Source organism: Aliihoeflea sp., assembly GCF_052435475.1.
Taxonomy (GTDB): Bacteria; Pseudomonadota; Alphaproteobacteria; order Rhizobiales; family Rhizobiaceae; genus Aliihoeflea.
The window spans coordinates 87,599-106,683 of record NZ_JBQVMV010000010.1; the positions used below are offsets into that span (position 1 = coordinate 87,599).

General features: G+C 63.1%; 17 protein-coding genes and 4 pseudogenes. 6 read left to right on the top strand and 15 right to left on the bottom strand.

The window, feature by feature from the left end:
• Positions 1-43: 43 nt before the first annotated feature.
• Both ACT6QU_RS12735 and ACT6QU_RS12740 read right to left on the bottom strand, forming a co-directional pair.
• Positions 44-631 (bottom strand): annotated as a pseudogene (locus tag ACT6QU_RS12735) (IS3 family transposase); the annotation flags it as partial.
• A 158-nt stretch (positions 632-789) separates the two neighbouring features.
• Complete coding sequence (locus ACT6QU_RS12740) at positions 790-2,598, bottom strand: Na/Pi cotransporter family protein (RefSeq protein WP_444836947.1); 1,809 nt, start codon at positions 2,596-2,598, stop codon at positions 790-792.
• Between the two features lie 23 nt (positions 2,599-2,621).
• Here ACT6QU_RS12740 and ACT6QU_RS12745 point away from each other — a divergent pair, with 23 nt between their 5' ends.
• A complete protein-coding gene (locus ACT6QU_RS12745) occupies positions 2,622-3,740 on the top strand; it encodes a baeRF11 domain-containing protein (RefSeq protein WP_444836948.1) in 1,119 nt (372 codons plus the stop codon).
• Positions 3,741-4,155: 415 nt separating this feature from the next.
• Here the strand turns inward: ACT6QU_RS12745 and ACT6QU_RS12750 are convergent, their stop codons facing one another.
• From ACT6QU_RS12750 to ACT6QU_RS12760, 3 genes are read right to left on the bottom strand one after another with little or no spacing between them, the layout of a single operon-like run.
• Positions 4,156-4,626: a hemerythrin domain-containing protein gene (locus ACT6QU_RS12750; RefSeq protein ID WP_444836949.1), complete on the bottom strand. Its 471-nt coding sequence runs from the start codon at positions 4,624-4,626 to the stop codon at positions 4,156-4,158.
• The gene (locus ACT6QU_RS12755; protein ID WP_444836977.1) at positions 4,623-5,252 is read right to left on the bottom strand and encodes an ATP-binding cassette domain-containing protein; all 630 of its coding nucleotides are present in this window, start codon (positions 5,250-5,252) and stop codon (positions 4,623-4,625) included. The genes ACT6QU_RS12750 and ACT6QU_RS12755 overlap by 4 nt, the downstream gene beginning before the upstream one ends.
• Entirely contained in the window at positions 5,243-5,983 is a 741-nt protein-coding gene (locus ACT6QU_RS12760; protein WP_444836950.1) for an ABC transporter transmembrane domain-containing protein, read from the bottom strand. The genes ACT6QU_RS12755 and ACT6QU_RS12760 overlap by 10 nt, the downstream gene beginning before the upstream one ends.
• A gap of 207 nt (positions 5,984-6,190) precedes the next feature.
• On the opposite strand from ACT6QU_RS12760, the pseudogene ACT6QU_RS12765 reads away from it, so the two are divergent.
• Positions 6,191-6,512 (top strand): annotated as a pseudogene (locus ACT6QU_RS12765) (IS5 family transposase); the annotation flags it as partial.
• Between the two features lie 23 nt (positions 6,513-6,535).
• Positions 6,536-8,071: pseudogene (locus tag ACT6QU_RS12770) on the top strand (lactate dehydrogenase); the annotation flags it as partial.
• A gap of 82 nt (positions 8,072-8,153) precedes the next feature.
• Here the strand turns inward: ACT6QU_RS12770 and ACT6QU_RS12775 are convergent.
• Both ACT6QU_RS12775 and ACT6QU_RS12780 read right to left on the bottom strand, forming a co-directional pair.
• Positions 8,154-8,651, bottom strand: coding sequence for an RES family NAD+ phosphorylase (locus ACT6QU_RS12775; protein WP_444836951.1), 498 nt, complete (start codon positions 8,649-8,651; stop codon positions 8,154-8,156).
• An 8-nt stretch (positions 8,652-8,659) separates the two neighbouring features.
• A complete protein-coding gene (locus tag ACT6QU_RS12780) occupies positions 8,660-9,010 on the bottom strand; it encodes an MbcA/ParS/Xre antitoxin family protein (RefSeq protein WP_444836978.1) in 351 nt (116 codons plus the stop codon).
• A gap of 340 nt (positions 9,011-9,350) precedes the next feature.
• Here ACT6QU_RS12780 and ACT6QU_RS12785 point away from each other — a divergent pair, with 340 nt between their 5' ends.
• Complete coding sequence (locus tag ACT6QU_RS12785) at positions 9,351-10,847, top strand: ParB N-terminal domain-containing protein (protein WP_444836979.1); 1,497 nt, start codon at positions 9,351-9,353, stop codon at positions 10,845-10,847.
• Between the two features lie 94 nt (positions 10,848-10,941).
• Here the strand turns inward: ACT6QU_RS12785 and ACT6QU_RS12790 are convergent, their stop codons facing one another.
• The 3 genes from ACT6QU_RS12790 to ACT6QU_RS12800 form a co-directional block, all read right to left on the bottom strand.
• Positions 10,942-11,346, bottom strand: coding sequence for a very short patch repair endonuclease (locus ACT6QU_RS12790; RefSeq protein WP_444836952.1), 405 nt, complete (start codon positions 11,344-11,346; stop codon positions 10,942-10,944).
• Positions 11,343-12,275, bottom strand: a complete 933-nt coding sequence (locus tag ACT6QU_RS12795; RefSeq protein WP_444836953.1) for a DUF4928 family protein — start codon at positions 12,273-12,275, stop codon at positions 11,343-11,345. Before ACT6QU_RS12795 ends, ACT6QU_RS12790 begins: the two co-directional genes overlap by 4 nt.
• Before the next feature lie 73 nt (positions 12,276-12,348).
• Positions 12,349-13,497 carry a DNA cytosine methyltransferase gene (locus tag ACT6QU_RS12800; protein ID WP_444836954.1) on the bottom strand — a complete coding sequence of 383 codons (1,149 nt, stop codon included), beginning with the start codon at positions 13,495-13,497 and terminating at the stop codon, positions 12,349-12,351.
• 871 nt (positions 13,498-14,368) lie between these two features.
• Between ACT6QU_RS12800 and ACT6QU_RS12805 the strand changes: the two genes are divergently transcribed.
• A complete protein-coding gene (locus tag ACT6QU_RS12805; protein ID WP_444836955.1) occupies positions 14,369-14,578 on the top strand; it encodes a cold-shock protein in 210 nt (69 codons plus the stop codon).
• A gap of 63 nt (positions 14,579-14,641) precedes the next feature.
• Here ACT6QU_RS12805 and ACT6QU_RS12810 read toward each other — a convergent pair.
• The 3 genes and pseudogenes from ACT6QU_RS12810 to rnk form a co-directional block, all read right to left on the bottom strand.
• Positions 14,642-15,187 (bottom strand): annotated as a pseudogene (locus ACT6QU_RS12810) (FAD-dependent oxidoreductase); the annotation flags it as partial.
• Between the two features lie 83 nt (positions 15,188-15,270).
• Positions 15,271-15,789 (bottom strand): nucleoside-diphosphate kinase, encoded by a 519-nt coding sequence (locus tag ACT6QU_RS12815; RefSeq protein WP_444836956.1) that lies wholly within the window; start codon positions 15,787-15,789, stop codon positions 15,271-15,273.
• A 146-nt stretch (positions 15,790-15,935) separates the two neighbouring features.
• A complete protein-coding gene (gene rnk / locus ACT6QU_RS12820; protein ID WP_444836957.1) occupies positions 15,936-16,388 on the bottom strand; it encodes a nucleoside diphosphate kinase regulator in 453 nt (150 codons plus the stop codon).
• A 451-nt stretch (positions 16,389-16,839) separates the two neighbouring features.
• Between rnk and ACT6QU_RS12825 the strand changes: the two genes are divergently transcribed.
• The gene (locus tag ACT6QU_RS12825) at positions 16,840-18,048 is read left to right on the top strand and encodes an MFS transporter (protein ID WP_444836958.1); all 1,209 of its coding nucleotides are present in this window, start codon (positions 16,840-16,842) and stop codon (positions 18,046-18,048) included.
• 327 nt (positions 18,049-18,375) lie between these two features.
• Here the strand turns inward: ACT6QU_RS12825 and ACT6QU_RS12830 are convergent, their stop codons facing one another.
• Complete coding sequence (locus tag ACT6QU_RS12830; RefSeq protein ID WP_444836959.1) at positions 18,376-18,654, bottom strand: HU family DNA-binding protein; 279 nt, start codon at positions 18,652-18,654, stop codon at positions 18,376-18,378.
• 145 nt (positions 18,655-18,799) lie between these two features.
• The gene (locus ACT6QU_RS12835; RefSeq protein ID WP_444836960.1) at positions 18,800-19,024 is read right to left on the bottom strand and encodes a WGR domain-containing protein; all 225 of its coding nucleotides are present in this window, start codon (positions 19,022-19,024) and stop codon (positions 18,800-18,802) included.
• Positions 19,025-19,085 lie beyond the last annotated feature (61 nt).

Consider the following 19,085-nt stretch of genomic DNA (forward strand, 5'->3'; position numbering starts at 1 on the left):
GATTGAACGAAGCCGTTAACGCGGCATTTGCGGTCGGTTTGCAGAAGACGCATTCGTATTTGAGGCTGCGCCAAAGCCGCTCGATGAAGACGTTGTCCATCCAGCGGCCGCGCCCGTCCATGGAGTTGCGCATGTCGGGGTCCTTCAGCGTCGACGTGAAGGCGAAGCTGGTGAACTGGTTTCCCTGATCCGTCTTGAAGATATCCGGCCTGCCGTAACGGGCGATCGCCTCCTCAAGGGCGGCGACACAGAAGTTGGCATCCATCGTGTTCGATAGCCGCCAGGCCAGCACCTTGCGGCTGAACCAGTCCATGATGGCGACGACGTAGAGGAGGCCGAGCCGCATCGGGGATGTAGGTCCCATGCGCATACCACACCTGATCCGGCCGCTCGATCGCGAGATGCCGCAGCAGGTAAGGATAGATGCGGTGCTGTGGATGCGGCTCGGCGGTCTTCGGCGCCTGGTAGATCGGCGACAGACCGATCTTGCGCGTCAGAAGCCGGGCTCGCTTGCGACCGACGCACCAGCCCTGGCACCGCAAATGCCGTGCCATCTGACGCGACCCATACCAGGGCGTCTCCATGACGCCTCATCGATGATGCGCATCATTTCCAGATTCTCGGGCGTCTCCCGCCGGTTGCCGAAAGGACGGCTGCGCATTGAACCATCCAGAAGATGCTCGCTACGTCTGAGCGAGCGCCAAGTCGATGCCGGCGGCCCGGCTCGATAGCCTTCTTTGGGGGTATCAGAGCAACGCAGCAGGGTCGAGAACGACCCGCCTTCACTACCTAATTCGTGGGTTCCACGTCGGCCATCCCTTCATCGGCGACCCGCCACGGCGCCAGACGCCGTTGCGCCTTGCGGCCTATGAGCCCGAGATTGCGAACCGCGCGTGCATAGGCCAGCGCATACTCGGCTGCGGCCATGGCCACCTGTCCGCTCGCGGCAGCTCGCAGGACTCCGGCCTTGATGGCCTCGTATGCATTCTCGCTCTCGTCGGCCAGCGCTTCGAGCCGGGTGGCCACAGCCTCGCCATCGAGGTGCGTGCAACTCATGATCGTCGCATCGACGAGAAGCGCAAATCCGGTCGGCGCGAGACCTGCAACTCGCTCTTGGGGCGGATCGGGCAGATCGCGGACCGTCTGCGCCAGTTCTTCTAGATGCTGGAGACCTCGCAGCGTGTCGGACAGGGCATCGACCGCGGATGGCGACAGCTGAGCTAGATTGATCTTTCCCAGATACTCCCGGACGGCTTCGCCCAGCACCAGTACCGTCGCCGTGCCCTCGGCGCGCGCCGGCTTTCCCGCCAGCTGGTCGCGGACGAGAGCGAAGCTTGCATCCACGAGGCGATCCATTTCCAGCGCCAGTGCCCGCAAGGCAAGGGCCGGCACCTCGACAAGCGTGGCATCCAGGTACTGTGGTGCGGGACGCGCGCTATGCGGAGGTTCGAAACGGGCTGAAAGAATCCGGACCAACCAAGGCGTCAGCGGACCCATCAGCGCGAGGCCGAGCAGGCTGTAGGCGGTATGGAAAAGCGCCAGCACGAGAGCGATGTCGTCGCGGCCCCCCGCAACCGCGATGCTGATCCACAGCAACAGCGGCAATGCCACGAATGCGGTCGAGCCGGTCACCAGGTTGAAACCGACATGGGTCCCTGCGACCCGCCTGGCGGTGCTCGTCGCGCCGATCGACGCGAAAAGCGCGGTCGAGGTGGTACCGATGTTTGCGCCGATCACGGCGGCCGCAGCCTGCTCCAGGCTCAGCGAACCGCCCGCCGCAGCGGTCAGAACAATGGCGGTGGTGGCGCTCGAGGACTGGGTGAGCAGGGTGACGACGATGCCCACGAGCAGGAAGGCCGGCCGCTCCCAGATGGATCCCGACAGCGCGTCGGTGAGCAGCACCACCTGCGGGGCGAGATCGGCGAAGCTCGATTGCAGGATGCCGATGCCGAGGAAGAATGCTCCGAAGCCCGCCAAGGCCTCGCCGGCGCCGGCTGTGCGCGGCCGTCCCTTGGCCAGCAGCCAGCCTAGCATGCCGAAGCCGAGCACAGGCAGCGCCAGCATGCCGATGTCGATCCTGATCCCGACGAGGGCCACAAGCCAACTCGTCATGGTGTTGCCGACATTGGTGCCGTAGATCACCCAAACCGTGCTGGCGAAGGTCAGGAGTCCTGCATTGGCGAAGCCGATGGTGGCCACCGTCACTGCACTCGAGGACTGAACGATCGCGGTGATGCCGATGCCCACCGCGAGGCCGCGAAGGCGCGACTTGGTCGCTACCGCGAGTCCGGACTTGAGCGCCTCGCCAGCTGCACGCGTCACCCCGTCGGTCATCAGCCGCATGCCGAGCAGAAACAGCCCGATACCGCCAAGCAATCCAGCCCAGATGTCCATTGCACCGCCCATGCATGCTCTATGCGATCTGAAATCGCCTAACCCGGAGCCGATTGCAATGTCAGTCTGATCGCCGGCATGGATCTGAGGTGCGGACTCCCGGTCGCAACCCGAGCCCTCCTTCCTGCCGGCAGCACCGGCGATCGCCTGCGCATGGTTGGTCTCACGCGCCATTTCGTATAGGAACCGGCGGATCAATGCCATCGACCGAACTTGAAAGGTTACCCATGCTTTATCTCGACGTCCCGACTTCCCGCGACCTGTCCGCCCTGAACGACGCTCGCGCCGATGTCTGCGTGTCGATCTATCTCCCGACGACGCCGATCACCCAGGATATCCAGAAGGCCCGCATCAAGCTTGCGAACCTTGCCAGGGAAGCGGTGAGGCAGCTTGAGGAAGCGGGAACGGACAAGAGGCAGCTGGCCGCATTGCAGGAGCATCTGCATGATCTTGCCGACGACGACGAGTTCTGGAAGTATCAGGCCCACAGCCTCGCCGTCTTCGCCACGCCGGAGTCCTTGCGCACGTACCGGCTGGCCAACAAGCTCGTGCAGATCGTCGAGGTCTCGGATCGCTTCCATCTCAAGCCGCTGATCCGCGCCATCACGTTCCCGCATGCGGCACATGTGCTGGCGATCTCGGAAAACGCCGTTCGCCTCGTGGAGGTCTCGCCCGACCTTCCGGCCGCGACGGTGAAGGTGCCGGATCTTCCGAAGGACGCGGCCAGCGCGGTCGGCAAGTCGACCATCAACGACCGTTCGCCGAGCGGGCGGGTCCATGGCAGCGAGGGGCAGAAGGTGCGGCTGGCCCAATATGTGCGCAAGGTCGACGCGGCGCTTCGCCCGATCCTGGCGGGCAGCGACGTGCCTCTCATCCTCGCCGCGACACAGCCGGTGGAAGCCATCTTCCGCTCGGTGAGTTCCATCTCGGCGCTGCCGCAGGCCATCAGCGGAAGCCACGACAGAACCAGCGACGCCGACCTCGCAGACGCTGCGCGCCCGATCCTCGACGCCTACTACGAGGAGCAGATCGCGGACTTCCGGGCACTGTTCGACACCCGCAAGGGACAACGCCGCACAACCACCGACATTTCCAACGCCGCGCGGGCGGCGACCTTTGGCAATATCGACCGGCTTCTGATCGACATCGACGAGGTGGTGGACGGCATAATCGACGAGGAGACCGGCGCGGTCACCTTCAACGAGGCGGGCGACGCGCGCAACTACGGCGTGGTGGACGAGATCGCCGGCCGCGCGCTGCGCACGGGTGCGAAGGTGCTGGGCGTGCGCAAGGACGACATCCCCGGCGGAAAATCCCTCGCGGCCATCCTGCGCAGCCCGCTCTGATCGTTCGGCCTGAAGTTGAGATGCCTTTCCGGCGGCAGGATATGGGCGCTTGCCGCCGTCTTGGCGGCGTGATCCCGACGAGTGAAACCATGGACGACAGTTCCAGTCGATGCTTCTTCGGAAGCGCTTTACATGGGCGTGCACATGCAATGCTTGCGGCCATCCGTGCGGGCCGGACGGGACATTCCGGCCTGATCTAGCCGGCGTCCTTTCCCGGTTCGGGCGGATGGTCGCAAACCGGGATTTCAATGCGAAATCTACGCAACGGCTAGGGGGTCGCGGGAGGCGTCCACCATGCCGTTCGAAATTCCGGAAAGAGCAGTTGGATCAGGCGCTTGAGCGCTCCAGCGCCTAAGGTTACTATTCAGCGCGATTTCACCGTCAACGTCCAACCGCCATGCCGGGATCTCTGATCTCAATGCTCTCCCGGCCCGTTGCGGGTAGCATCGGATTTGGCGAGGTCGAGCAGCGGCATCAGCATTTCTTGCTCGAAGGCGACGTGGCGGCGCAGGCTTTCGAAGAAACCGCGCAGCATGTAGCCGAGCGCCTCGCCGTTGATCGGTCGGTCGGCGCGACCCAGATCGAGAAGCGCCTCGCGCAATTCCTCGCTGAAGCACAAATCCTCGAAATGCTCCCAGCGCAGCCTTTCGATGGTGATGTCGAGATTTGGCAGAGTGTGCGCGAGAGCATGAACCTTGGAAAAGAGCGCACATTCCTCCAGCGCATGCGCCTCCATGATGATCGGGCAGAGCGAACGGGCGAGATGGAGGCATCGCTGTCTGTTGACATGATCGGGAAGATTGTCCGCGATCTCTTCCAGTTCGGCGCACAATGCGAGCTGCTTGCGGTGGCTGGCCTTCAGCAGCGCCAGATCCGAGGCCGTCATCGCGCGTCCTCCAGTCGCCCCGCCTTCAATTCGCGGACACACATCGGTCCATCGGGGATCGCGGCATGGGTCGCCAGAAGCACTGTCCGGCCGGCCAGCGCCTGGGGGATGTCGTTCAGGAAGGTGAGTTCGTTTTCGCGGTCGAGACCACTGGTTGGCTCATCGAGGACGACGATGCGCGCGGGCGACAGCAGCGTGCGGGCGAGGCACAGCCGCCGCGCCTGACCCGCCGACAGGCTCGCGCCCGCCTCCCACAGCACCGTGTCAAGCCCACGCGGCAGGCCGCGCACGAAATCACCGATCCGGGCACGGTCAAGCGCTTCCCAAAGTGCAGCGTCATCGGCCGTTTCGTTCGCTATGGTCAGATTGTTGCGAATGCGGTCGAGGAAGATCGGCGCGGACTGGTCGAGAAAGGCGATGGAGCGGTGGAGGTCGTCCTGGCGCAGCGTGCGCAGATCGACGCCGCCAAGCCTGATCGTGCCGGCGGACGGGTCATAGAGCCGCAAGGCGAGTTGTAGCACGGTCGACTTGCCCGACCCGCTCGGCCCCTTGAGCGCGACCATCTCGCCTTCGTCAAGCGCGAGATCGAAATCGCGCAGAACGGGCTCGCCGCCCTCTAAGAGAATGTCACCTTCTCGAAGGAGAGATCGAAACGGGTCGGCGGCTCCGCCGGACGCAGCGGATCGCTTATGCGGGGCTCGGCCTCGGCCAGCGCGCGCAGGCGCTCGGCGCTGGCGGCGGCGGTCGCGAATTTGGCAAGGCCGCGCACGACGCCTGCCGCCGCCTCGAAGCTGCCGAGCGCTGCAAGGACGAGGCCGACAAGAACGGGACCGGAAAGTGCTTCGGATTCATGGGCGTCGAGACCGAACCAGAGTACGGCGAGCAGCGTCGCGCCGCCCAGCAACTGCACCGATGACGAGGCAAGCGCGTTGAGCGTGGCAAGCCCGCGCCTCGTCTCCGCAAGCCCGGCGGCGAGATTCGCGAAACCGTCGATCGAGCGTGCGCGCGCGCCGAAGGCGATGAGATCGGCATGCCCGTCGACCCCGTCCAGCACGGCGCTTCTGAGATCGGCCATGTGGCGCGCGATGTCGCGGCCGCGCCGCCGCGACGCGACGACGAGCCCGGCCGGGATGATGAGGATCGCCATGCCGAAGAACGCCGCATAGGCAAGAGCCGCCGCCGGCAGGATCATCGCCAGCACGGTGGTCATGATGATCCAGATCGCCAGTGCGGCGACCATCGGGCTGACCACGACGAGAAGGGCGGTGCTGAGCGCGTCGATGTCGGCCGTCATGCGGCTGACGACATCGCCATGGCGCGGGCTCTGTCGCGCCAGCGGCAGCTTGGGGAAGAGCATGCCGAAGAGCCAGCCGCGCATGTCGGACAGAAGGCGCAGCGTTCCGTCATGTGCACGGCGGTGACAAATTGGGCCATTGGAGCGCCGGCGTGATGTCGGTGCGGGCGGAGTAAAAACCGTCCAGTGGCTAGGGTCCAAACTCAATCATGCTGTTGAAGGTCTGTAGCAAATCAGATTCCCTGCCGTCGTTTTGCGACGGAGGCGAGGATGAGCAGGCTTTTCTGGCTGGACGACGAGGCGTGGACGGCGATCGAGCCGCACCTTTCCAAAGAACCAGCCGGGTGCGCGCAGGGTCGATGACCGACGGGTCATCAGCGGCATCCTGCATGTGCTGAAGACCGGCTGCCGCTGGCAGGACTGTCCCGCCGAATACGGTCCGCCCACAACCATCTACAACCGCTTCAACCGCTGGTCCCGCCGACTGCTCTGGAGCCGCATCCTGGATGCTCTCGTTGCCAAGGGCGTGCTTGCGCTGTCGGCGTCCATCGACTCCAGCTATGTGAAGGCCCACCGCTCCGCCCATGGCGGAAACGTATGGCCCGCCCCGGTTGCCAGTTCGTGAAGGTGCCAGCGATCTCCACCGGTAAGCGGCAGATCATCACGGCGAAGCCGACGCAGGCCTTCAAACACTACCAGATGGTGCTGGCTGCGCGTATCGCGGAGATTGAGAAGCGCGACCGGCCGCCCGAGCCCGGCGATGACATCCTGCTCTCCGTGATCACCGATGGTCGCCATGCCGCGATCGACCTGCGCCTGGTCGATACCGACACTGATAATGAGCCGGACAACAAGCTCAACAACCTCATCTCGAACGCCTTCCATATCTGGAAGGAGACCGCCGGGACCGCCTATGTCCGCCACGACGGCAAGCCGTTCGAGCTTCCCGGGGCCGCGCAGATGATCTTCAGTGATCTCGGCACGATCAGCGTCGAGAAGAGCAGAGGCTTTTCCGCCTATCGTTGGAACCGCGACCAGCTGATCCGCATGGGCGTACCGGCCTCCGAGATCGCGTTCATGCAGGATTTCAAGAAATCCGAGGCCAAGCAGCGGCTGTTCGGCGATGTTCGCGCCGGCCGTGTCCGCTTCCTGATCGGCAGTTCCGGGACGATGGGCACCGGCGTCATCGCGCAGCTGCGGCTGAAGGCGCTCCACCATCTCGACGTGCCCTGGCTGCCGTCGCAGATCGAGCAGCGCGAAGGCCGCATCGTGCGTCAGGGGAACCAGCACGACGAGGTCGATATCTTCGCCTACGCCACCGAGGGCTCGCTCGACGCGACCATGTGGCAGAACAACGAGCGCAAGGCCCGATTCATCGCGGCAGCACTGTCGGGCGACACCTCTGTCCGGCGTCTTGAAGATCTCGGCGAAGGGCAGGCCAACCAGTTTGCCATGGCCAAGGCCATTGCGTCCGGCGATCAGCGCTTGATGCAGAAGGCGGGGCTCGAAGCTGATATTGCCCGGTTGGAACGCCTGCGCGCCGCCCATATCGACGATCAGCACGCCGTTCGCCGGCAGCTTCGCGACGCCGAGCGCGACATCGAATATTCGACCCGCCGCATCGCGGAAATCGACCAGGATATCGAGCGCCTGGTTCCGACCGCCGGCGAGGCCTTCGCTATGACGGTCGCCGGAATATCCTATGCCGGGCGTAAGGATGCCGGGCGGGCGCTGATGAAGGAGATCCTGACCCTGGTGCAGCTCCAGCAGCAGGGCGAGAGCGTCATCGCCTCCATCGGCGGCTTCGAACTCGAATTCGACGGAGAGCGCTTCGGCAAGGATGGCTACCGCTACACCACCATGCTGATACGCACCGGCGCGGAGTACGAGATCGATCTTCCAATGACCGTCACGCCGCTCGGCGCGATCTCCCGCCTCGAACATGGGCTCGACGATTTCGAGGGCGAGCGGGAGCGCTATCGCCAGCGCCTCGCTGACGCACGCCGCAGGCAAGCCTCCTATCAGTTGCGCGGCGAGGACGAGGCCTTCGCCAGTGAGCTAGCCGAAAAGCGCCGTCAGCTTGCGGAGGGCGAGGCGACCCTCGCGAAGGATGGCGATGGCGCCGCCGGCGTTGACGTCATCGCCGCGTGATGGACCTTATGGTGGCCGGTCGCGTCGTCGAGCGTGATCGGCCTTTCCTGTGTCGTCCATCAGGGTTGGTACTCGCCCATGCCTACCGCGAAAGCCGGTTCTCATCGTCGATCAAGGTGAGACGGCAGGGAGCCGCCTCGCTCCATTTCCACAGGACCAGGTTGAGGTCGTCGTCCGTCGCTCCCGGGGCGAAGCTTCTGACCAGCAACCCATGATAGCCGGCCGCGGAAAGTGTTTGCGCGAAGGCTTGCGTCTTCGCCTCCCCGGTCGCCTTCATCTGATCACGCCAAGTCGGATCGGCGAGCGCCGCCGCATCCATCCCCTCCGCGCGCAGACCCGCATCGTTCCGGCTGTCGAAAACGCGCTCGATATCCGCATCATAGGACACGAGCGTCGTCGGCTGCAGGCTGCCGGCCTGATTGGCTTCCCGTAGGGCCGTCATGACGGCCAGGGACGAATACAGCGCCGGCGTGCCTTTCCGATTGAAGCGCCCGCCGTAGAACTCCGCTCCACGTCCCGACATCGGTTCGCGCGCGTAGATCGGATTCAGCGCCCGGTAGAGTTCCCCTCGAAAATGCATCGATCGAACTATGCGTGAACGCCGGCGTCGACCGCATCGATATAGTCGAGCACGTCATCGGCGCGCCCGTCACGGACCAATTGCATCGCCGTTTGTCCTGAAAAACCGGGCAGGGGCTCGGAGCGATACCAGGCGTAGGCCATCAGCGCCGAGCCGAAGCGGGGCTCGACCTTGTTGACGATCTCTGTCATCTCGCGCAGCCGGCGTTGCGTCTTGTCCGAGCCGATGCGATCCTTGCGTTGGATCGCATCCTTTCCGAGTCCGGCCGTGCGGGCGATCTCCTCGCTCGTCGTGCGCAGGGTTTCAGCGATCTTGCGCGGCGAGAAAAGGCCGCCATCAGCATATTGGGCAAGACCCATGGCGCTTACCTCCATTTGAGAATGCCAATTATTATGACGCAATATAGCGTCAGAAATAGCGGAATTCAATCTGAATTTGGGAAGAAGGCGGAAAAGGAAGAAAGAGGAAATCCGGTTCGCCGATCGGCCGACCCGATGACGCTTGCGCTCAACCGCGCCGCTCGCAATCCCGACCACGACGTCCTTCGCAGGGTCAGCCCCGCTTGGCCTGCCGGGCAGGGATGCTCGGCCGCAGTTGCACCGGCCCGTCCGCTCCGCGGGCCGTAGGGTGTCTTCGAGAAGAAGACAAGAAAGGACGCAGCGATTGGCTGTGTCCGGCAACCCCGTAAGGAGCATTTCCATGGAACTCAAGTTTGTCGATCCGCGTGCGCTGAAGGGAAACCCCGACAAGGCGCGACGTTCCAGGTCCAGCCCGCAGGCTGACGCATTGCTGCTGGCGACCATCCGCGCTGTCGGTATCGTCCAGCCGCCTGTCGTTGCACCGGAACCGAACAGCGGCAACGGCTTCGTCATCGATGCCGGCCATCGCCGCGTCAAGCAGGCCATTGCCGCAGGGCTTGAAGAGATCGCGGTCTTGGTGATCGAGCGCGCCGAAGATGGCGGCGCGATGCGCTCGCTCGCCGAAACGCTTGCGCATGAACAGCTTAATCCCGTCGATCAATGGCGGGCGATCGAGCGCCTGGTCGCGCTCGGCTGGACCGAGGAAGCGATCGCCGTCGCTCTGGCTCTGCCGGTTCGCCAAATCCGCAAGCTGCGTCTGCTCGCCAATGTCCTGCCGGCAATGCTCGACCAGATAGCCAAGGGCGATATGCCCAATGAAAGTCAGCTGCGTACCATCGCTTCCGCCTCGCTCAACGAACAGAAGGAGGTCTGGAAGAAGCACAAGCCCTCGAAGGCCGATCCTCAGGTTTCCTGGTGGAGCGTGGCGCAGGGCTTGCAGAAGACCCGCATGTATGCCCGAGACGCGAGCTTTGGCGACGAGCTCGCGCAGGCCTACGGCATTGCCTGGGTCGAGGATTTGTTCGCACCCGCCGATCAGGACAGCCGCTATACCACCGACGTCGAGGCGTTCCTGGGCGCGCAGCAGGAGTGGATGACGCAGAACCTCCCCAAGAAAGGGGTCATCACCGAGGCCAACAATTGGGGCCAGCCGGAACTGCCGAAGAAGGCGGAACGCGTCTATGGCAAGCCGGGTAGGTCCGACCATACGGCCGTTTACCTCGATCGCGAGGGCAAGGTGCAGACGGTGCACTTCCGCATGCCGGAGGTGAAGAAGCACAAAAAGGGCGAGCAGCCGCTCAGTGAGGGTGACGATGCTGCGATCGTCGTGAAGACCCGCTCCGATGTCACCCGCAAGGGCATCGAGATAATCGGTGATCTGCGAACCGACGCACTGCACGAAGCGCTGTCGCGGGCGCCGATCGAGGACGACACGTTGATGGCGCTGTTGGTCCTGGCGTTCGCGGGGCAGAACGTGACGGTGGCGTCCGGCATGCGCGACGTCTCGTATTATGGGGCGGCCGGCCTTGGCGAACATACCGCCCGCCTGTTCGATCAGGAGGGCAAGCTCGATTTCGACATGGATACGCTTCGGGTCGCGGTGCGCTCGCTCCTGATCGACGTCCTGTCGTGCAGGGAAAACCGTTCGGACAGCGGCGTTGTCTCCCGTGTGGCTGGCGATGTGGTTGGCGCCGATGACTTCCTGCCCAACATGGGCACGGAGGACTTCCTCGCATGCCTGTCGCGACCCGCGCTCGAAGCATCGTGCGCGGACATTTCGGTCCTTCCCCGGCAGAAGGTCAAGGACACCCGCGCGGCCCTGGTCGAGCACTTTTAGTCGCGTGGTTTATTATGGAACTCTCTCGATGGGCCGTCACGACGCTTTTCAACGACATCGCGCCCCTCCGCCAGCCTAACGGCCGAAAGCGACGTCATGATGTATCGAGCATTCCGACCAGCGTCGCGCGAAGGCGTTCAAGGTCGCGCAGTTCGCATTCCCAGATTACGCCGGTTCGCCAGCCCTTTTGGGCCAGAGCGCGGATCGCTCTGGAATCTCGGTCCCGGTTGCGCTCGATCTTCGCCGTCCAATATTCGGTGTTGGCCTTCAGAGTTCGCGCCCCACGTTTGCAATCATGGCCGTGCCAGAAACAGCCATGCACGAACAGCGCCAGCCGTCGCGACGGAAAAACGAGATCCGGCGACCCCGGAAGATCCTTGCGATGAAGACGGAACCTGTAGCCCATCCCGTGGATGAGTTTGCGCACGACCATTTCCGGCGCGGTGTTCTTCGATTTGACCGCTCGCATGGTGCGGGATCGAACGGGATCGACCGTCATCCCTCGAATTCGATCCGAAGGCTCGGATCGCTCTCGCAGTCGGCGATAATCGCGTTGTAGCGATCGATTATGTCCTTCACCGTCGTCGTTCGAGCGTCTCGTTCAAAGCCGCTCCATTCATAGACGTTGGTGGCGATGAACTGCTCGATCTCGATGACGTCGAGGCGCTCGTCGACGGCCGCCTGTTTCGACAGCGCCTTGGCGCCTCCGACGCCGTCTTCCGTCGTCACGATGAGCGGCCGCAGCCCGGAGCTAAGGTTCGCTTGGCATTTGCGGATCAAGGCCTCGCCAGGCGCGGTGGTGACATGGATCGCCACGTCGCCGATCAGGAAGTCGCCCGAACGGTTCGACGGCGCGTCAGCGACCGAGAAACCATGATGCGTAATCGAACCCTTGGCGATCAGGTCGAGTTTCGCGCCGACCAGATGTTGCATGACGGCGCCGGCGTACATGGTTCCCCTGACCTCGCGCTGCCGTTCGACCGCCTGGGCGAGCAGATCGCGGACGCAGGCGCGCAACGATCGCGACGGGTCGAGCTTGAAGATGAAGGGAAGCGCGTCGAAATACGCCAGCGACCGCTCGACCCAATAGCGTTCGGCGTCTTCGAGATCGAGCGCTTCTCGTGCATGAAGATCGTTCAGGACGTCGAGATAGGCGTTCATGCGCTCCATATTTCCGCGGCTGGTCCGCCCGCCCTCGCTCGACAGAATGCGCTCCACGCCATGGTCATTGAGTATTTTCTTGACCGCCGGACCGCCCAGGCCAACCACCTGCCCGCCCTTGGCGGTCACGAACTCGGCTTTATCCAACGGGAACGTCTTCAGCTTCGCGTTCCGCGTCAGGATAAGAACGAGCGAGAGCGAACCCTTCGACAGCCCGATGTATCGATCGTTGAACGCCGCAAGCGTCTCGCGCTGGACGGTCGTCATGACTGATCGTTCCCAACGAGTAGGTCCGCCGTTTTTGCCGAGATCAGCGTTTTGCTTCGGAACTGGATCACGTTCACGCCGCTTGCCGGCCTTCGGTGGCGGCGACGCCGAGCAAGGGCTCCAGGAGATGATGGGCCAGATGGCGGACCACCGGAACGGCGACACCGTCGCCGGTCAGATGATACGCCTCGTTGTAATTCTTGGGCAGCTTATAATCCTCACTTAAGCCCATCAGACGAGCCGTCTCGCGCGCGGAAATCAACCGCGAGCGGATGGTCGCGCCGTCCACCACCAGAATCGTCTGTCGGCTGGATCCCCCAGAGGGCGTTCGAAGACATCCGGCGATATCGTCGAAGCGAACCTCGGCTCGTTGGATCTTCCCGCCATTTTCGTCGCGCCGCGTCCGCTTGTAGACGCAACCGACCATGCGCCGCTCGGCACGCTCGGCGGCGTTGACCTTGGCGAGATTCGTCGGCGACATCATCGAGAGCAGCCGCCGGGTATCGGCGGCGCTGCGCCACACGACGCTCGTCGGCTCTTCTTCGATGAGGTCGGCGAAGGTGGTGTTGCGGTGAGGCGGAGTCGGCATGTTCCACCAGACGAGGTTTTCTAGAGCTGCATCCGACAAGCCCGCCGCCGCTTTGCGAAGACCCTTGGTGTGAAACGGCTCCAGGGACTCGGGGGTCAGCAGCGCCGAGTCGATCTCGACGTCGTCGCGGACGCCGATCACGAACAATCTTGGCCGCGACTGCGGCACGAACAGCGCCGCGTTCACCACAAGCGCGCCGTAGCGGTATCCTGAATTCGCCAACGCCGTGCAAATGGCGTTGAAATCCTGGCCGCCATGCGACGTCAGCGTGCCAAGAACGTTTTCCAGCGTGATGATCCTGGGCGCGCGTCCGTCGTCGATCAGGCTCTTCACGACGTTCCAGAACGGATAGAAGGTGCCGGATCGCTCACCCTTCAACCCGGCCCCGCCGCCCGCGAGGGAAAGATCCTGACAAGGAAACGATCCCCAGACGAGGTCCGCGACGCCCGGCAGGTCGCGCGCGCGGACGTCGTTGACGTCGCCGACCTTGAGTTCGCCGCCGACGCCCCAATTCGCCTGATACGCCATGCCCTTCTTGGCGTCGAAATCATTGGCGAAGAGGCAGGTCCAGTCTGGCCCAAGGCCCGCCCGGGCCATTCCGCCGCCGGCGAAAAATTCGTAGAAGCTAGGCACTGGCTAAACGTCCGGTTTCGTTGCTGGTCCGTCTCGGAAAGTTACGCGCAACCCTATTTGCGGCCGATTCCGGGATGTCAGTGCTGCGCGCCGCATTCTCGCGGAGACGTACATCGCGCCGTCGGTCTCCGCAAGGATTTGAAGATCCATATCGGGCAGGACGCGTTCAGGAAATCTGCTGCGATCGCTCATACGCCATCATGACGGCTTGTTGAGCTCTTGTCTAGAATGTTCTCTAAACGTTCTTGTTGGCGAACTTCACCTGATCGCATTCGCGAAGTTCGTTGAAGCTGGATCTGGAAAACCGGAGGGCGTTTTAGGCTGGCCGCGGCCGTGGCAGAAGCTATAGCTCTATCTGCACGATCTTTGCATCAAAGTGCGCCTTCATGGAACGCGTCACTGTTGGATCGCACCAATGTCGGCGCTGGCGATTGGTGGCGCTGGCGCATCCTGACCGCTCTTCGGCCACGGGACGAGGTCACTGCGACGATCGCCACCGCGGCCTCCCTCGCCTCGGATCCTTCTGTCTGAACGCGATAGAGTCCGCAGGTACGATCGCGTCACGGTTGCTGATCTGCTTCGCGTGTGTGCCTCCGCATAGTTGCCGAGATTGGAGGCCGCCGCAATCCTGCGCCATGGGCAGTCCGCCGCCAGGCGGCATGGTCGTCCTCCGCGGTTGCGTCTCGTTGCGCCCTTATCCACGGCTTTTTCGGCGGTAGGTCGGCTTGCCAATATGGCGTAACCGCTCGATAGTGGTTGCCGACGTGTTGTTACACGTTGAATTTCAGTACGCAGCACATTGTCGGCTGCACCCCTCGGGACATGCGGTGCACAGACCACCTAGCAAGACGTGAGTTAATCGGAGCATTCAATGCCAACTGGAACCGTGAAATTCTTCAATGCCGATAAAGGCTTCGGCTTTATCACGCTTGATGACGGCGCCAAGGACGTCTTCGTCCATATCTCCGCGGTGCAAGCATCCGGCCTCAACAGCTTGGCTGATGGGCAGAAGATTGAGTTTGACGTCGAGCCCGACCGAATGGGCAAAGGCCCCAAGGCCGTCAACTTGCGCGCCGACTGAGATACCCCAGCGTCAAAAGAAAACAACGGCGTCGTCGATCTCATCGAGCGATGACTTTGCATGGACGAAGCTCGCTACATGTCCAGGCGATTTTTCTTTTTTCGCCAAGAACCCCGCATCAGGGACGCCGAACTGTCTGAGGACCTCCACATCCTTGGCGACGTCGTCGAGCTGTTTGCGCGTCCGGAACAATTGCAGCGTGCCCAGACTGCGTTCGTCGTAGGTGATGCCGGTCTCGGCGCGCAATTCGCGCAAGGGATCCCGACTGTACTCCGCCAGCGGCGCTATGCGGGCTTTGTTGACCGCATAGCGCCGCGCCGTGCAGTTGCGCAGCATTCGAAACAGCCACGTCCACATGGCCGGATCGGCACGCGGACGGATGACGAGGGGTACATGCTTCATCTTCAGCCATTTCAGCGCTTTCAGCGGAACGCCCGGCCCGGCCGAGGGAGACGAATAGCCGGGCGAGATCTGCCCGGCATTGGCGAAGCTCGTTTCGGCCCCCGGCCCGTCGCGACGCTCGACGAGTTCGACCTCATGACCCGATCTGGCAGGACAATAGGCGGTCGTCACGCCGATGACGCCGGCCCCAAGCACAAGCACCTTCATCGAATACCCTTTTGTCCGCGAGAAATCGCCGCGGGAGGAACGGGATGTCCGGAGAACCGCGCCCCTCGCGGCGACGGTAAACGTTATGCGGCGGAAGGATCCGGACCATGAAAGTCGGCGTTCGGACGCGCGTTGTCGTAGAGCGCACCGCGTATGAGCTTGAACGTGGGCTTTCGCGGCGATTGGCCCCTCAGGGTCTCCTTCTGTCGTCTGGCTGCCTCGGGTTGGTACTGGACTTTCTCCAGAAGAACATCCTCAGATCGGACCTCGCGCGTCGTCACGCGGAACGTCTGGCCCTCGCGAAGTCCCAGGAGCGCCAGGCCCCGAACCGACGTGATGGGCAGGAACATGCCGACGGAAGCGGCCATCTGGTCGTGCGAGATCACCCGCGTGTCGGGATCGCGCCCGTCGACGCTGAAAGTGACGCGGCTGCTCAAGGTTGCGACGTCTGCGGGAATGTCCTCACGAAACATCACCGTAGCGGTCGCGAGCTTGCGCTCAAGAATTGGCGTGAGCGGATCATCGGTACCGACACGTCGGTCCCGCATCACCTCGAGGATCGTGAAGTCCTTGGTGGTGAGAATACAGTTTTCGGTCGACATCGCAGTTCTCCATAGCTCCTGATCGAGGAGCGCGTGCGTGATACGGCTTGGAGACTCCCCTGCCCGCGTAATGCGGTGCAGGGGCTACGATCCTGCGAGAAGGCAACCTCCCGACAGGGCGAGGCGACAAGTCGGTCCCGTTCGCGTCATGTCGGCGCGCGCTCCTCGCCGCGAGCGTTCGTGCGCGCATCGTCGACGCTTTCCACTTTCAGGCGGTGCGTGCGCCCGTCCCGCGCGATCCAGTCGATGGACTGGCCGGCGGACACCCCGATCAACGCGACGCCGATCGGCGTCAGAACCGAAATCCTGCCCGCGGCGATGTCCGCCTCGCCGGGGAAGACGAGGGTTACGGTGCGGTCCTCGCCGACAACCGACGTGAAGCGCAGGCGGGAGCCCATGCGGACGACGTCGGCCGCGATGCGGTCGTCGGCGACGACGCGGGCGCGGTCCAGTTCCCGAAAGAGCTGGTCCGCGACCGCAGCGTTCGCTTCGGGAACTGACTCCGCCAAACGGGAAAGCCGGTCATGATCGGTCCGCGTTATCGTGATGGCGGGTTTGCGCTGTCGTCTGGATTCGGTTGCCATTGCTGGACCTGTCATTGCTGGCCGGCCCGGACGCGCGTCGTCGTCGCTACGGCTGCGCGAATTATGGGAATCGGATGTCGCCGGTCGCACTCTGAATTCAAGGCTGAAAGGCCAGTATCCCACGGCCGGGGCGCGACGCTACCGGGCCGGGGTCAGTGTCCTGCGATGGGACACACCTTGTGAAGAGCAAGGAGATGGCGCTTTGTTTCGTACATGTGCATGAAGGTCGGCGACGGCAGCGGCAAAGTCAAGAGGTTGCGGACCCATAGCCGATTATCCGCGAGTCTGGCGGACAACTCCGCTGGGAACGCCGGGCCCTTGCGGTGGCGGGCAACCATCGTTTTCGGTTGGTGCAACGGAAGAAACTAGGTTGCACATGCGCGTTGCGGCTCCGTATGTCTAAAAGACATTGATGTAGCTGCTTCCAAATGTCGCCGCGGCGACCGCCGGAAACGAAAAGACCCCTATGACGACCACCGCCATCTCTGCTGGCCGCTCCAGAACCCATATGGCAGTTCTGGTCATGCTTGGACTGACGCATCTTCTCAACGACCTGATGCAGTCGCTGATCCCGGCTGCCTACCCGATCCTGCAGAAAGCCTACGCGCTGGATTTCGTCCAGATCGGGATGATCACCCTGACCTTCCAGATCGCCGGGTCGTTGCTGCAGCCGGTGATGGGCATGGTGACGGACAAGCATCCGACCCCCTATTCGCCCGTCGTGGGGATGATGTTCACCCTGTCGGGGCTGGTCAGCCTCGCCTTTGCGCAAAGCTACGGGGGCATTCTCGTTTCGGTAGCCCTCATCGGCATCGGATCCTCCATCTTCCACCCGGAAGCGACCCGCATGGCCCGCTACGCCGCCGGCGGCCGGCAAGGGCTGGCGCAGGGCATCTTTCAAGTCGGCGGACAGGCGGGCGGCGCGCTCGGCCCGGTCTTCGCGGCGCTCATCATCGTGCCGCTGGGCCAGCCGAGCCTTGCCTGGTTCGCCGCCGCCGCCCTTGCGGCAATGATGTTGCTGACGTGGATCGGGAGCAAGCAGCGCCAGATCAGCGCGGAATTCGCCGCGATGCGCTCTGCCGGAAAAAAGGATGGGCGTTCCTACATCCGCCATGCGCCTTTGACCGTCGGCATTGGCCTTACCGTCCTCACCCTGCTGACGTTTTCCAAGAACGCCTATAACGAAAGCTTCCGGACGTTCTACACATTCTACCTGATGGAACGGTTCGGCCTTTCGATCCCCTCCGCGCAGATGATGCTTTTCATCTTTCTGGCGGCTGCCGCGATCGGCGTGCTGATCGGCGGCATCCTCGGCGACAGGATCGGGCGCTATCGCGTGATCTGGATATCGGTGCTGGGACCTTTGCCGCTGACCCTGATCCTGCCCTATGCCGACCTGTTCTGGACGGGCGTTCTGACGGTCCTGATCAACCTGATCATGGCCAGCGCATTCGCCTCTATACTGATCTACGCGATCGAACTCCTCCCCAACCGCATCGGGCTGATCGGCGGATTGTTCTACGGGCTGAACTTCGGATTGGGTGGCATCGCCGCGGCAATACTCGGTGGTCTGGCCGACAGCTACGGCGTCGAGGCGATCTATCGGATCTGCTCTTTTCTGCCCTTGGCGGGACTTCTAACCTGGTTCCTTCCAAGGATCGACGAGGGCCGCTGATACATTCGTGGTCGACCGGGTCAAGCTCTCCTTCCGGCTCGGCCAGGATCATCGCGTACATGTCGTTGGCGATGTGCATGGCGACCGGCGGCACGGCGCAATGATAAACATTGATGCCCGGATTTAGCGCCTTGAAGCGGAACGCCTTTTCTTCCCCCGGGGCCGCATTGGTCGCCTCCGCCCCGCCGCCGGGACCGGTGGCGGCGTGGAAATCGACATTGCGCATATGCCAGCTTTTCGCGTTATTTTTAGGTGAACTACGACCGTGTTGCTTGCCAGCTCGAGCCGGCGCCTCAGCGCCAGTCCGTCTATTGATCGGCCGCTAGTTCACCCGTTCAGGGCGTCCTTGACGGCTTTGGCCGGCGCAAAGGTCAACTTCTTCGAAGCCGCGATCTTGATCGCCGCTCCCGTCGATGGATTGCGGCCCTCGCGCGCTGGCGTTTCCTTGATCTTGAACTTGCCAAAACCCGGCAGGCTCGTTTCCGCGCCGCTCTTCGCCGCGTCGGCGATCTGTTTCAGCACGCTTTCCACGATCACCTTGGTCTGAGACTTGGTCAGGCCCTGTTCCGCCGCGATTTTGTCGGCGATCTCGTTTGTCGTCGTCATGAATGGATTGCCTTCTGCCTTATGAGGTTGCCTCCGATTATGACAATGAACCTGACGCCGTGAAAAGCCTATTCGCCGGTCGCGACCGGGCATCCACCGGAAATATCATAGGGCGCGGTTCAACGTGGCGTTGCGGCGTTCTGGCCTATCTGGCGTCGGCGTCGCGATAGCCGCGCCGTTGTTTCTGTCGAAGGAGCCGCAGCAGCGCTGCGGCCGCGTCGCCGCGCCGATCGTAGGTTTCCATCATCGATCGCCCGTTCGTTGCGATCCGACCCCAGTTCCGGATAACGGATGCGCCGCCGAACAATGTCGGCTGGATTGTGAGCGCGTAGAACCGACGCATGTTCTGCGTCGGATCGACACGCTTCATATAGACCGGGTCATCGCCATCATTCTTCATGGTGCGATGCCATCGACAAGGCGACTGGATT

What these genes read in the sequence shown, in the direction of transcription:
- ACT6QU_RS12740 (WP_444836947.1), bottom strand. Translation starts at nt 2,598, where the DNA reads ATGGCATTGATCCGCCGGTTCCTATACGAAATGGCGCGTGAGACCAAC.
- ACT6QU_RS12745 (WP_444836948.1), top strand. Translation starts at nt 2,622, where the DNA reads ATGCTTTATCTCGACGTCCCGACTTCCCGCGACCTGTCCGCCCTGAAC.
- ACT6QU_RS12750 (WP_444836949.1), bottom strand. Translation starts at nt 4,626, where the DNA reads ATGACGGCCTCGGATCTGGCGCTGCTGAAGGCCAGCCACCGCAAGCAG.
- ACT6QU_RS12760 (WP_444836950.1), bottom strand. Translation starts at nt 5,983, where the DNA reads ATGCTCTTCCCCAAGCTGCCGCTGGCGCGACAGAGCCCGCGCCATGGC.
- ACT6QU_RS12775 (WP_444836951.1), bottom strand. Translation starts at nt 8,651, where the DNA reads ATGCATTTTCGAGGGGAACTCTACCGGGCGCTGAATCCGATCTACGCG.
- ACT6QU_RS12780 (WP_444836978.1), bottom strand. Translation starts at nt 9,010, where the DNA reads ATGGGTCTTGCCCAATATGCTGATGGCGGCCTTTTCTCGCCGCGCAAG.
- ACT6QU_RS12785 (WP_444836979.1), top strand. Translation starts at nt 9,351, where the DNA reads ATGGAACTCAAGTTTGTCGATCCGCGTGCGCTGAAGGGAAACCCCGAC.
- ACT6QU_RS12790 (WP_444836952.1), bottom strand. Translation starts at nt 11,346, where the DNA reads ATGACGGTCGATCCCGTTCGATCCCGCACCATGCGAGCGGTCAAATCG.
- ACT6QU_RS12795 (WP_444836953.1), bottom strand. Translation starts at nt 12,275, where the DNA reads ATGACGACCGTCCAGCGCGAGACGCTTGCGGCGTTCAACGATCGATAC.
- ACT6QU_RS12805 (WP_444836955.1), top strand. Translation starts at nt 14,369, where the DNA reads ATGCCAACTGGAACCGTGAAATTCTTCAATGCCGATAAAGGCTTCGGC.
- ACT6QU_RS12815 (WP_444836956.1), bottom strand. Translation starts at nt 15,789, where the DNA reads ATGTCGACCGAAAACTGTATTCTCACCACCAAGGACTTCACGATCCTC.
- rnk (WP_444836957.1), bottom strand. Translation starts at nt 16,388, where the DNA reads ATGACAGGTCCAGCAATGGCAACCGAATCCAGACGACAGCGCAAACCC.
- ACT6QU_RS12825 (WP_444836958.1), top strand. Translation starts at nt 16,840, where the DNA reads ATGACGACCACCGCCATCTCTGCTGGCCGCTCCAGAACCCATATGGCA.
- ACT6QU_RS12830 (WP_444836959.1), bottom strand. Translation starts at nt 18,654, where the DNA reads ATGACGACGACAAACGAGATCGCCGACAAAATCGCGGCGGAACAGGGC.
- ACT6QU_RS12835 (WP_444836960.1), bottom strand. Translation starts at nt 19,024, where the DNA reads ATGAAGCGTGTCGATCCGACGCAGAACATGCGTCGGTTCTACGCGCTC.